The sequence below is a fragment of the Paraburkholderia sp. C35 genome, from assembly GCF_003121405.1.
In the GTDB taxonomy this organism is placed as follows: Bacteria; Pseudomonadota; Gammaproteobacteria; order Burkholderiales; family Burkholderiaceae; genus Paraburkholderia.
In genome coordinates, this window is sequence record NZ_QBUY01000017.1 from 13,282 (window position 1) to 25,817 (window position 12,536).

Consider the following 12,536-nt stretch of genomic DNA (forward strand, 5'->3'; position numbering starts at 1 on the left):
CCGCGGACAAATTTTGCTGTGTCGGACGACGAAGACGGGGGGAGAAGAAAGGAAAGGCAGCCCCGGCGACGCGCCAGATGATCCTGTCGCTGCGTCGCCGGGTGTTCGCGCTGCGGGGTCACAGCATCGTGGAAGGATGCACGACGGGTCAATGAATGTTAAACGGGCTGCGCGTGTGCGACCTAGGGGCACGCTGCCGCAGCAGAACTTTCCCGCGCCGTGCTGTGCTGCTCAGCGCTTGCGGCGCACGCGGTGACGGTTCGCGTCGCGCGATGCGGCGGGCCGCACGCTCGTCACGGGCAGCGGCACCAGTTCCTTCGTGCACAGGTCGTCGAGCTGCAGCAGCAGGTCGTCGATGGCGCAGAGCTGCGAGTTCGTCAGATGCTCGGCTTCGAGCAGCTCGAACAGCCGCTTGCGCCAGTAGTCGGCCGGGAGGATCGCCCCACCCAGGTCGCCATGCATCGAAGGCCGCATGACGCGGGCTATGTGCGCGATGTCCTGATCGATCAGAGTCGATTTGAACGATCCCGCCGACGGTGTGAGGTAATGGTCCATGCCCGCACAACGGCAGGCTTCAGAGAAACTTTAGGGTCGATTCGAAAATATTTTTGCTGCGCGCTTTGTCGGGCCGGGTTTGACGGCGTCGCGGGCAGCGGAGGAAAGGTCGTCGAGTGGCGGCCTGTCGACGTCTCAGGTCATGTCAGTGCGAGCGCGAGGCTGCAGGTGAGCACGACGATCATCAGGCCGGCGGCAACAGCGAGGTTGTACGGGTAGGGCATCTGTCAACCTGACGAATCGTAGGAGTGACGAGATGATAAGAGGATGCCGCGAGTCCGTCCGCAGGCAAATCGCGCGTTAGGTGGGAGAGCGCACACTGGCTTGTAGCGCTCGCGCCGATGTCCCGCCGGGCGGCCTTCCGGCGCATGCCGGGACGCGATTGCGTGTGGCTTTTTCGCGTCGTGCGAGGCGCGGCGCACGACGCAGTGAACATGCGCCTGGCGTCAGGCCGGCTGGTCGGGATTCGTGACCGGCTTTGCCGCGCCTTCGAGGAAACGGCGCGTCGCTTCGAACGATTGCAGCATCTGGTCCGGCCACGGGTTTTGCCGCATCACGGCCTGGTGGTTTTCGAACGCCGAGTTCAGCAGCTTCGACAGTTCGGGCGAATTCAGATGGCGCAGCAGCACGCTGACGGCGATGGCTGTCGCCTGGCTGGCGCCCGCTGTCTGCAGTTCGGAAGTGGTGAGGGCGGCGAGTTGCTTGTTGATGTCCATGGTGTGTCCTTCGTTGTGCGGCAGGTGATGCGCGAAATGCGTGATTTTGTCACGGGTGGGCGAGGCGGACCCGACGACGACCGTGCGCGGAATCGCCGTCCAGCGGCGTTATGCGGCCCAATCGCATTTCCCTCTCAAAAATGGGAACTGTGTTTTAGCGATTCCGATAGTTTTCTCTGATAAGCATGGGCGTACACTTGTTACAACTGTTATCGCTTCGGAGTCGATCATGCTTGCCACCTTCTTTGTGCTCTGGCCCTTCGCCGCCGCTTCGCTGTTCGCGCTCGCCCGATTCTTCGATCAGCGCGACCGGCAATTTGCCAAGGTTCAGGTGGTGGTGCGCCGTCATCGGTGAACGGCTGGGCGATCTGACTGGATTGGCGCGTCGCGTTGCCTTGCGACGGGGCTGCAGCAAACAAAAAACCCGCATAGCGTGAGCTGTTGCGGGTTTTTTTTGCGGCGTCGTCCGTCGCCGATGTGGTCCCCCCGACAGGAATCGAACCTGTATCTAGCGCTTAGGAGGCACTTGTTCTATCCATTGAACTACGCGGAGGGGCCGCCGACGAGCGCAGAGTATAGCAAATCGCCCGTTCGCCAAAGCGGCTTTCGATGCGCGGACCGCCCGTGCGAACGCGCTGGCGTGCCGGATCACGCTCGCCCGTCACCAACGCAAGCCGCGCACTGAACGTCGTCGCCACGCGCGGCTGACAGCCACGTATCGGTCAGCCAAAAAAGAAAACGGCCCGCCGGCTTTCGCCCTGCAGACCGCTCTATCCAGCAGACGGTTCCTGAAGAAATCCGTCGATCAGAACTCCACGACAGCAAATTCTGCCTTGCCCACATCGCAAAGCGGGCAGCGCCAGTCTTCCGGAATATCGGCGAACCGCGTACCTGCCGCGATGCCTTCTTCGGGCAAACCTTCTTCTTCGTTATAGATCCAGCCACAAATCAGGCAGACCCAGCTCTTATATTCGACGATCACTTCACTCACGACACACGCTCTTCATTGATTCGATGCAAAATCCGCCAATCTGCCCCTTTATTGTGCATACGGCGGCGACCCGCAATATTACCGGAATTTGACGAACGGCCTCCTTTTTGCGCTTTTTTTCCGTTTTAGATCAACGCGAAGCGGCATACATCCAGGCGAGGCGACGTCCGGCGCGCACGATTGCAGCGTGTATCCTTTGAGTGCGGTGTGGCCGTGCGCGAACGCGTGCCGCGCCCATCGAGCGGCACTAGCCAAGGAGAAGAAAAATGCTGAATAAGAGATGGTTGGCCGGCGCAGTGTGCGCAGGCATGCTGGTCATGTCGGGCGTGGCGCATGCCGCGGGGGTCTCGTTCGTCGAGCCGAAGGACGGCGCAACCGTGAGCAACCCGATTCACGTGAAGTTTGCTGTCGAAGGCATGAAGGTCGTTCCCGCGGGCACGAGGACGGAAGGCACGGGGCATCATCATCTGATCATCGACGGGCAGCCGCTGCCGAAGGGCGAAGTCATTCCCGCCAACGACAAATCGCTGCATTTCGGCAAGGGCCAGACGGAAACGGAACTGACGTTGCCGCCGGGCGACCACACGCTGACGCTCGATTTCGGCGATGGCGCTCACCGTTCGTACGGCCCGGAAATGAGCAAGACCATCACGATCCACGTGAAGTAAGGCGGCGCGGCGCATCCGAGCTTCGCCCGCCGGTTTGTCTTTTTGCGAACGCCTGCTTTGAAAAGGGGCGTTCGCCTCCCACACGATTTTGTGCCAGCGCTTTCGCTGGATGCCGCGCGACACACGTCATGTGTCCTATGCCTTCCTGCCGGACGGCATCCCATCAGAATCGGCCGTGCCGACCGGTACAATGAGCGCTTCCGACTCATCGCTGGTTTCCTTTTTCCCATGTCGCTTTACACCATCACGGGCGCGCAACTGGCGTTCGGCCATGTCGCGCTGCTCGATCACGCGGATTTCTCTCTCGAAGCCGGCGAGCGCGTCGGGCTGATCGGCCGCAACGGCGCGGGCAAGTCGTCGCTGCTGAAAATCGTCGCCGAGCTGGCCAGGCCGGACGACGGTCTCATCACGCGTCAACAGGATCTCGTCACCGTCTACGTGCCGCAGGAACCCGAGTTCGACGGCGACGTGACGGTCTTCGACGCAGTCGCGGCGGGCCTCACGCATGCGGGTGCGCTGCTGGACGAATACAACGCTGTCGCGCACGAACTGGCGGAAACGCCCGAAGGCGCGCAGCACGATGCATTGCTCGCGCGCATGAACACGCTGCAGTCGTCGCTCGATGCGACCGACGCGTGGAACTGGCGCACGCGTGTCGCCACGACGCTCGCACAGATCGGCCTCGACGGCGACGCGCGGGTGGGCTCGCTGTCGGGCGGCATGCAAAAGCGCGTCGCGCTGGCGCGGGCGCTGGTGGTGCAGCCAGACGTGCTGCTGCTGGACGAGCCGACCAACCACCTGGACTTCGACGGTATCCGCTGGCTCGAAGAACTGCTGGTGTCGCAGCGCGCCGGGCTGCTGTTCATCACGCACGATCGCGCTTTTCTGGATCGGGTTGCCACGCGTATCGTCGAACTGGATCGTGGGCGTCTGCTGTCGTATCCCGGCAATTTCTCGGCGTATCAGACGCGCAAGGCGCAGCAACTGGAAGTGGAGCGCGTCGAAAACGAAAAATTCGACAAGCTGCTCGCACAGGAAGAAGTGTGGATCCGCAAGGGCGTCGAAGCGCGCCGTACGCGCAGCGTCGGACGCATTGCGCGGCTCGTGCAGATGCGCAATGACCGCGCGGAACGCCGCAACGTGCAGGGCAATGTGAAGCTCGACGTCGGGCAGGGCGAGAAGTCCGGCAAGATCGTCGCCGAACTCACGGATGTGACCAAGCGCTACGGCGAGCGCACCGTGGTCGACCGGTTCTCGACGACGGTGATGCGCGGCGACAAGATCGGTTTTGTCGGTCCGAACGGTGCGGGCAAGACGCCCTTGCTCAAGCTGATTCTCGGCGAGTTGCAGCCGGACGACGGCAAGGTGCGTGTCGGCACCAACTTGCAAGTGGCTTACTTCGACCAGATGCGTGCGCAGCTCGATCTCGATAAGAGTCTCGCTGACACGATCAGCCCCGGCAGCGATTGGGTCGAGATCAACGGCCAGAAAAAGCACGTGATGAGCTATCTCGGCGACTTCCTGTGCGCGCCTGAGCGCGCGCGCTCGCCCGTCAAGTCGCTGTCGGGCGGCGAGCGCAACCGCTTGCTGCTCGCGCGTCTTTTTGCGCGACCGGCGAACGTGCTGGTCCTCGACGAACCGACCAACGACCTCGATATCCCGACACTCGAACTGCTCGAAGAACTGCTGACCGACTACGACGGCACGGTGTTGCTGGTGAGCCACGACCGCGCGTTTCTGGATAACGTGGTGACGTCGGTGATTGCTTCGGAAGGCGCGGGCAAGTGGCGTGAATATGTCGGCGGGTTCACGGACTGGCAGATCCAGCGCGATCGCTCCGAGCAGATCGCGCAGCAGGATGCGCCGAAAGAACAGCCGAAGGAAGCTGCGCCGAAGGAAAGCGCAGCGGGCCGCAACGCGCAACGCACCGTGAAGCTTTCATTCAAGGAACAGCGCGAGCTGGAAGCCTTGCCGGAGCAGATCGCCGCGCTCGAAGCGGAGCAGAAGGCGATCGGCGCGCAGATCGAAGACGGTTCGATCTTCGTCAAGGATGCGCAGGAAGGCGCGCGGTTGACCGAGCGCTATGCGGCGATCGACGAGGAGTTGCTGGTGGCGCTTGAGCGGTGGGATGAACTGGAGAGCAAGCGGAAGTAACGCGCGGCGCGCGGGCAGACGTCAGGGTGTTTGCCCGCGAACGACAGCGATTTGCTGTTTCAAGATGGGCAGGTCGCGCACGATTGTTTGCCAGATGATGTTCGTGTCCACGGAAAAATAGCCGTGCGAAACACGCTTTCGCATCAGGTACATCTCCTCCCACGGCACGTTGGCATGTTGCGCGGCGAACTCCGGATGGTCGCGCTCAACGTTACGAGCGGCTTCTCCAATGATCTCGAGATTTCGGATTGCAGCGTCCTGGATGTGCGACTCGGCGGCAAATGCGTCTGCTGTGATGCCTTGCGTGTAGCGTTCGATTCTGCTGATTGCTTCCAGCATGTGATCGAGATAGTCGGCGATGCGAAGGTCGCTTTTCTTCACACTGGCACCGCTTCGCTGACGACGCGTGCGCGAAACGATTCGGGCAAGGCCAACGGAGTCAATACGTCGACGGATACGCCCAGTAAGGCTTCCAGCCGGCGCTGGATACGCGCAATATCGAGCAGCGTGGTTTCCGGCGTCGGATCAACGAGCAGGTCGAGATCGCTGTCGTCGTCATCTTCGCCTGTTATAACTGAACCGAACACGCGCGCATTCCTCGCGTGGTGTTCCGCGACGATGCTCCGGATCTCGGCGCGATGCTCGCGCATTGCCTCAGAAGGTTTCACGTCAACGCTCCGTGACACAGGGTGGAAAACAGACATTAAAAGCCGGTTACAGCGTAACTATATCCGGTGGCGTGTGTCGGCGGCGATACGACAGTTGGCCTATACCATTTGTCCTACACCCATCATCTAAATTGCCCCGCGCATCGAAATCAGTAAAATACCCGCGAACCTGCTTCCCACGGTCCTTTCAGCGAATCACCCCGAACGGGTGTCGAAGGAACACCGCGGAAAGCAGGCAAGGCAAACCGATAACCGCTGCACGCAAGTCGCGCAGCGCACACACTCCGTTGTTTCGTTTCGCTTTTTTTGAAAACTCAACGCATTGTCCACGTACCTGTCCACAGGACATGTGGACAACGATGAACCGACGGACCCGAGCAAGCCATGTCAACGAAAAAGCCTAACGCCGCCTATAGCGAAGCATCGATCAAGGTGCTCAAGGGCCTGGAGCCGGTCAAACAGCGGCCCGGCATGTACACGCGCACCGAAAATCCGCTGCACATCATCCAGGAAGTCATCGACAACGCGTCCGACGAAGCGCTCGGCGGCTATGGCCGCCAGATCACCGTCACGCTGCATGCCGACCAGTCCGTATCCGTCGAGGACGACGGGCGCGGCATTCCGTTCGGCATGCACCCCGAAGAGGGCGTCCCCGTCGTCGAAATCGTTTTCACGCGCCTTCATGCGGGCGGCAAGTTCGACAAGGCGGCCGGCGGCGCGTACACGTTCTCGGGCGGCCTGCACGGCGTCGGCGTGTCGGTCACGAACGCGCTGTCCACACGCCTCGACGTCACCGTGTGGCGCGACAACAAGGTGGCCGAACTGAGCTTCTCGCATGGCGACGTGGTCAAGCCGCTGCAGGTGCGCGCCGCGACCAAGACCGAGAAGAAGTCGGGCACGCGCGTCACCGCGTGGGCCGATCCGAAATACTTCGATTCCCCGAATCTGCCGCTGGGCGAACTGCAGCGTCTGTTGCGCTCGAAAGCCGTGTTGCTGCCGGGCGTCGAAGTCGTGCTCGTCAACGAGAAAACGGGCGAGCGCCAAAGCTGGAAATACGAAGACGGCCTGCGCGGCTATCTGATGGAAGGCATGGCGGGCAGCGATCTGCTGATCCCGCTGTTCGAAGGCGAGCGCTACGCGGAAAGCTCGCGCTCGAATGAAGAGACGTTCGCCGAAGGCGAGGGCGCGGCGTGGGTCGTTGCCTGGAGCGAAGAAGGGCCGCTCACGCGCGAGTCCTACGTCAATCTGATTCCGACGCCGGCGGGCGGCACGCACGAAGCGGGCTTGCGCGACGGTCTGTTCCAGGCCGTGAAGAGCTTTGTCGAACTGCACAACCTGCAGCCCAAGGGCGTGAAACTGCTCGCGGAAGACGTGTTCGCGCGGGTGTCCTTCGTGCTGTCGGCGAAGGTGCTCGACCCGCAGTTCCAGGGGCAAATCAAGGAGCGTCTGAATAGCCGCGATGCCGTCAAGCTGGTGTCGTCGTTTGCGCGTCCGGCGTTGGAGCTGTGGCTCAACCAGCACGTCGAGCACGGCAAGAAACTCGCCGATCTCGTCATCAAGCAGGCGCAGGCGCGCACGCGTGCCGGCCAGAAGGTCGAGAAGCGCAAGAGTTCGGGTGTCGCCGTGCTGCCGGGCAAGCTGACCGATTGCGAATCGACGGAAATTGGCCGCAATGAGCTGTTCCTCGTCGAGGGTGACTCGGCGGGCGGTTCCGCGAAGATGGGCCGCGACAAGGAGTTTCAGGCCATTCTGCCGCTGCGCGGCAAGGTGCTGAATACGTGGGAATCCGAGCGCGACCGTTTGTTCGCGAACAACGAAGTGCACGACATTTCCGTGGCGATCGGCGTCGATCCGCATAACCCGGATGACACTGTCGACTTGTCCAATTTGCGCTACGGCAAGATCTGTATCTTGTCCGATGCTGACGTCGACGGCTCGCACATTCAGGTGCTGCTGCTCACGCTGTTCTTCAAGCACTTCCCGCAACTGATCGAACGCGGTCACGTGCATGTCGCGCGTCCGCCGCTGTTCCGCGTCGATGCGCCCGCGCGCGGCAAGAAGCCCGCGCAGAAGCTGTACGCGCTCGACGAAGGCGAACTCGAAGCGATTCTCGACAAGCTGCGCAAGGACGGCGTGCGCGAGTCGCAATGGTCGATCAGCCGCTTCAAGGGCCTTGGTGAAATGAGCGCCGAGCAGCTGTGGGATACGACGATGAACCCGGACACGCGGCGCCTGTCGCCTGTCGCGCTGGGCGAACTCGACTTCGACGCGACCGTCGCACGCATGACGATGCTGATGGGCAAGGGCGAAGCATCGTCGCGCCGTAGCTGGCTCGAAGAGAAGGGCAACCAGGTCGAAGCGGATATCTGAGCGATGCCGCGCTTCGTACTTCGTGTTGAGTGAAGCAACACGTTACGCGAAGCGCGCCGCCCAACAAGGACACGGAATCTAGATGGACGACAACACTCCCGATCTTTTCACCGAGCCGGCCGCGCCCGAAGGCGATGTGCTGACGCTGGGCAACTACGCGGAACGTGCGTATCTCGACTACGCGGTGAGCGTGGTGAAGGGCCGCGCGCTGCCCGATGTCTGCGACGGCCAGAAGCCGGTGCAGCGGCGCATCCTGTACGCGATGAACGAGATGGGTCTCGGCGACAACGCGAAGCCGGTGAAGTCCGCGCGCGTGGTCGGTGACGTGCTGGGTAAGTATCACCCGCACGGCGACCAGTCGGCGTACGACGCGCTGGTGCGTCTCGCGCAGGACTTCTCGATGCGCTATCCGCTGATCGACGGCCAGGGCAACTTCGGCTCGCGCGACGGCGACGGCGCAGCGGCGATGCGCTACACGGAAGCGCGCCTCACGCCGATCGCGAAACTGCTGCTCGACGAAATTGACCAGGGCACGGTCGATTTCATGCCGAACTACGACGGCTCGTTCGAAGAACCGAAGCTGTTGCCCGCACGTTTGCCGTTCGTGCTGCTGAACGGCGCATCGGGTATCGCCGTCGGTCTGGCAACAGAAATTCCGTCGCATAACCTGCGCGAAGTCGCGGCGGCTGCCGTCGCGATGATCCGTCATCCGAACATCACGCATGCCGAACTGATGCAACTGGTGCCCGGTCCGGACTTCCCGGGCGGCGGCCAGATCATTTCGAGCGAAACGGAAATCGCCCAGGCCTATGAGACGGGACGCGGCAGTCTGAAGGTGCGCGCGCGCTACAAGATCGAAGATCTCGCGCGTGGCCAGTGGCAACTCGTCATTACCGAACTGCCGCCGAATACGTCTGGCCAAAAGGTGCTGGAAGAGATCGAGGAACAGACAAATCCGAAGATCAAGCTTGGCAAGAAATCGCTGACGCCGGAACAGCTTCAGACGAAGCAGACGCTGCTTGGTCTGCTCGACGCCGTGCGCGACGAATCGGGCAAGGACGCGCCCGTGCGTCTCGTGTTCGAGCCGAAGTCGCGCACCATCGATCAAGCCGAGTTCGTCACCACGCTGCTCGCGCACACGAGCCTCGAATCGAATGCACCGCTGAACCTGGTGATGGTCGGTTCGGACGGACGCCCGCGTCAGAAAGGTATCGGCGAGATCCTGCGCGAATGGGTCGGCTTCCGTTTCGCGACGGTCACGCGTCGCACGCAGCATCGTCTGGGCAAGGTCAACGACCGGATTCACATCCTCGAAGGCCGGATGATCGTCTTTTTGAATATCGACGAAGTCATCCGCATCATCCGCGAATCCGACGAGCCCAAGGCAGCGCTGATCGCAGCCTTTGGTCTGTCCGACCGGCAGGCCGAGGACATTCTTGAAATCCGGCTGCGTCAATTGGCGCGCCTGGAAAAGATCAAGATCGAGAAGGAACTGTCCGAACTGCGCGACGAGAAGTCGAAGCTCGAAGAACTGCTCGGCAGCGAATCGGCGATGAAACGTCTGCTCATCAAGGAAATCGAAGCTGACGCAAAGCAATACGGCGACGATCGCCGCACGCTGATCCAGCAGGAAAAGCGCGCGACGTTCGAAGCGCGTGTCGTCGATGAACCGGTCACGGTTGTCGTATCGCAGAAGGGCTGGGTGCGTGCGCTGAAGGGCCACGGTCTCGATCCCGCTGGCTTCACGTTCAAGGCGGGTGACGGTCTGTACGCGGCGTTCCAGTGCCGCACACCTGACATGTTGATCGCGTGGGGCAGCAAGGGTCGCGTGTATTCCGTCGCGGTTGCGCTGCTGCCGGGCGGCCGCGGTGATGGCGTGCCTGTTACGTCGCTGATCGAGCTCGAATCGGGCACGCATCTGATGCATTACTTCGCGGCGTCGGCGGAACAGGCGTTGCTGCTGGCATCGTCGAATGGCTTTGGCTTTATCGCGAAGGTCGGCGACATGGTGAGCCGCGTGAAGGCGGGCAAGGCGTTCATGACCCTCGACGAAGGCGCAACGCCGCTCGCGCCAATGCCGATGCTGCCGGACGCGACGCAAGTGGCATGTCTGTCGGCCAATGGTCGTCTGCTGGTATTCGGTCTCGACGAGATGAAGACGCTCTCGGGCGGCGGACGCGGCGTGATCCTGATGGCGCTCGATCCGAACGAAGCACTGACGCAGGCGCTTGCCATCAGCAAGGCAGGCGTCGTGCTCGAAGGCATGTATCGCAACAAGCCGACGGAAGAACAGCTGGCGGGTGCTTCACTGTCTTCGTGTGTCGGCAAGCGCGCGCGCAAGGGTCGTGCGCCGGATACGAAGCTGAAGGAAGTGACGTCGTTGCGTCCTGTACTGGGCACCTGACGACTGCACACCGAAAGGCCCGGACCGTGAGCGGGGTGTCTCACGGTTTGACGCATAAATGAGCAAATAAATTAGCGCAGCAAATGAACTGCGCAACACGTCGTGAGTCGAACGCGGTCATTGACGCATGTCAGTGCCGCGTTTCTGGCTGCACAAAACGGCAGCGCGCTATATCGGGAAAGGAAAACTACATGAACAAGGCGATCGAAATCGCGCTCTTTCTGCATCTGCTGGGTGTCGCCGTATGGATCGGTGGCATGATATTCGCGCATTTCTGCCTGCGTCCGGCGCTGGAAGATCTGTCGCCGCAATTGCGCTTGCCGCTGTGGGAATCGGTGTTTGGCCGGTTCTTCAACTGGGTCGGCGTGTCGGTGCTGGTGATCTTGCTGACGGGTGGTTTTCTGTTGATGCAGTTTGGTGGCGGTCATGCCACGTGGCAACTGCATGCAATGGCTGGCATCGGCATCGTAATGATGCTGATTTTCGGGCATATCCGCTTTGCCGTTTTTCCGCGCATTCGCCGCGCCGTGCAGGCGCAGAAGTGGCCAGATGGGGCGAGGGCGGTGGCGACCGTGCGACGCCTGGTCGTCGTGAATCTGGTGCTGGGAGTGGTGACGATTGGAGTGGCGGTGTTGTCTCGAGGGTTTTGAGCGTAGAGCTTAAGCGTGAAGCTTAAGCGGCCGGCACGAAATACAACCACACCCCGCACGCCACGGCAACGGTCCCGTACACCGCATAGACAGGCAGCTTCAGCTTGCCAAAACACACACCGGAAAACGCAGCCGTCACGAGATAAGCTGGCTCGAACGGCACGTTTCGCACAATCCGCAACACGGCGACCGCGAGAAACGCGGTCGTCACTGCACGCAACACCCGCATGCCGTGCTCGAAGCGGGGATTCAGCTTCAACTGATGCAGATGCCGCTGCGCCAGCACCACGAGACACCCCGACGGCACGAACAGTGCAACGGTGGCAAAGACAGCGCCCCGCCATCCCTCGATCAGATAGCCGAAAAACGGCACCACGTTCAACAGCGGTCCCGGCGATAACGGCGACAATGAAAACGCCAGCGTGAACTCGTTATCGGTCACGCCGACCGTGGGCGTCACGAACAGCGTCTTCAGCACAGGCAACGCAGAGAAGCCGCCGCCGAACAGCGTCAATCCCGCGCCCGCCAGCCGTGGCCACAGCAACGCGAGTTCATAGCGATGCGGCAACGGCAGCGCAAACACCACCAGCAATACGCTCAAGCCGATCAACAGCCGCCAGTCGCCTGCGCTCAACGTCGTCGACAGACGGGCGCCGCGCGCTTTGCTGCGCACCCATCCCGACATGAACGCCGCACCGAGAATGCCGATATAGGCGGCAGGCGTGTGCGCGCCAACCAATGCAATGCTGCCCAGCACGGCGGCGATCCATTCGAGCCGTCCTCGCACCAGCGCGCGCGTCTGCTTGTACCAGGTCACGCCGATCAGCGTCGCCAGCACGACACTGAAATGATTGAGCAGCGTCTGCGAAGCGACTTCGCGCACCAGCGGCGTCTGATAGAAGATGGCGAACGCCGTCATCAGCATGAAGAAGGGCAGCACGCTCGCAATGCCCGCCACCCAGGCGCCCGCGCGTCCGCGCAGCACGTGGCCGAGTTGCACCGCGACGTTGCAGCCAACGGGTCCCGGCACCATCCACGCGAGCGCAACGATATCGGAGTACGCAAGGCGCGTCAGACGTTCCTCACGCTCGACATAATGGTTTTCCAGTTGCGCCATCAGCGCGAGTCCGCCCCACGACAGCGCGGACAATCCAAATACCACGCGAAACAGCGTCCACAGCGGCTCGCGCTCGTGGCGTTGCGTGACTTCCTCTCCTGCCGGCGCGTGTAGCGCCGTCATCTGCCGGGCTGGCCGCATGCGAACACCTGTTGGGCTGGTTTCTTATCCGGCGCGCGCCGTCGATGGCCACGACAACACGCGCTGAGGTCATGCGAAGTCGGGCGCGCTCAGGCGATGGCG

At 62.0% G+C, this 12,536-nt stretch carries 12 protein-coding genes and 1 tRNA gene; 6 read left to right on the top strand and 7 right to left on the bottom strand.

Going from position 1 to position 12,536, the window contains the following annotated elements; genetic code table 11:
- Positions 1–231: 231 nt before the first annotated feature.
- Both DK391_RS13490 and DK391_RS13495 read right to left on the bottom strand, forming a co-directional pair.
- Positions 232–555 (bottom strand): hypothetical protein, encoded by a 324-nt coding sequence (locus DK391_RS13490; RefSeq protein ID WP_109478476.1) that lies wholly within the window; start codon positions 553–555, stop codon positions 232–234.
- A gap of 446 nt (positions 556–1,001) precedes the next feature.
- A complete protein-coding gene (locus tag DK391_RS13495) occupies positions 1,002–1,271 on the bottom strand; it encodes a hypothetical protein (protein WP_109478477.1) in 270 nt (89 codons plus the stop codon).
- A 229-nt stretch (positions 1,272–1,500) separates the two neighbouring features.
- Between DK391_RS13495 and DK391_RS45595 the strand changes: the two genes are divergently transcribed.
- Positions 1,501–1,626 carry a hypothetical protein gene (locus tag DK391_RS45595; RefSeq protein WP_275426823.1) on the top strand — a complete coding sequence of 42 codons (126 nt, stop codon included), beginning with the start codon at positions 1,501–1,503 and terminating at the stop codon, positions 1,624–1,626.
- Between the two features lie 123 nt (positions 1,627–1,749).
- Here DK391_RS45595 and DK391_RS13500 read toward each other — a convergent pair.
- Together DK391_RS13500 and DK391_RS13505 are read right to left on the bottom strand one after the other, a co-directional pair.
- Positions 1,750–1,826: transfer RNA gene (locus DK391_RS13500), tRNA-Arg, on the bottom strand.
- Between the two features lie 250 nt (positions 1,827–2,076).
- A complete protein-coding gene (locus tag DK391_RS13505; protein ID WP_109478478.1) occupies positions 2,077–2,262 on the bottom strand; it encodes a rubredoxin in 186 nt (61 codons plus the stop codon).
- Between the two features lie 266 nt (positions 2,263–2,528).
- Between DK391_RS13505 and DK391_RS13510 the strand changes: the two genes are divergently transcribed.
- On the top strand, positions 2,529–2,930 hold the full coding sequence (locus DK391_RS13510) for a DUF4399 domain-containing protein (RefSeq protein ID WP_109478479.1): 402 nt from the start codon (positions 2,529–2,531) through the stop codon (positions 2,928–2,930).
- A gap of 228 nt (positions 2,931–3,158) precedes the next feature.
- Positions 3,159–5,084 (top strand): ATP-binding cassette domain-containing protein, encoded by a 1,926-nt coding sequence (locus DK391_RS13515; protein ID WP_109478480.1) that lies wholly within the window; start codon positions 3,159–3,161, stop codon positions 5,082–5,084.
- A 21-nt stretch (positions 5,085–5,105) separates the two neighbouring features.
- Here DK391_RS13515 and DK391_RS13520 read toward each other — a convergent pair whose 3' ends face one another.
- Together DK391_RS13520 and DK391_RS13525 are read right to left on the bottom strand one after the other, a co-directional pair.
- Positions 5,106–5,465, bottom strand: a complete 360-nt coding sequence (locus DK391_RS13520; RefSeq protein WP_239482816.1) for a DUF86 domain-containing protein — start codon at positions 5,463–5,465, stop codon at positions 5,106–5,108.
- Positions 5,462–5,752: a nucleotidyltransferase domain-containing protein gene (locus DK391_RS13525; protein ID WP_109478481.1), complete on the bottom strand. Its 291-nt coding sequence runs from the start codon at positions 5,750–5,752 to the stop codon at positions 5,462–5,464. Before DK391_RS13525 ends, DK391_RS13520 begins: the two co-directional genes overlap by 4 nt.
- A gap of 384 nt (positions 5,753–6,136) precedes the next feature.
- Here DK391_RS13525 and DK391_RS13530 point away from each other — a divergent pair, with 384 nt between their 5' ends.
- The 3 genes from DK391_RS13530 to DK391_RS13540 all read left to right on the top strand — a co-directional run bounded on the left by DK391_RS13530 (position 6,137) and on the right by DK391_RS13540 (position 11,176).
- Positions 6,137–8,122: a DNA topoisomerase IV subunit B gene (locus DK391_RS13530; RefSeq protein ID WP_109478482.1), complete on the top strand. Its 1,986-nt coding sequence runs from the start codon at positions 6,137–6,139 to the stop codon at positions 8,120–8,122.
- An 82-nt stretch (positions 8,123–8,204) separates the two neighbouring features.
- Complete coding sequence (gene parC, locus DK391_RS13535; protein ID WP_109478483.1) at positions 8,205–10,526, top strand: DNA topoisomerase IV subunit A; 2,322 nt, start codon at positions 8,205–8,207, stop codon at positions 10,524–10,526.
- 191 nt (positions 10,527–10,717) lie between these two features.
- Complete coding sequence (locus tag DK391_RS13540) at positions 10,718–11,176, top strand: CopD family protein (RefSeq protein ID WP_109478484.1); 459 nt, start codon at positions 10,718–10,720, stop codon at positions 11,174–11,176.
- Positions 11,177–11,198: 22 nt separating this feature from the next.
- On the opposite strand, the gene DK391_RS13545 is transcribed toward DK391_RS13540, so the two are convergent.
- The gene (locus DK391_RS13545) at positions 11,199–12,416 is read right to left on the bottom strand and encodes a chromate transporter (protein ID WP_109478485.1); all 1,218 of its coding nucleotides are present in this window, start codon (positions 12,414–12,416) and stop codon (positions 11,199–11,201) included.
- Positions 12,417–12,536: the final 120 nt, after the last annotated feature.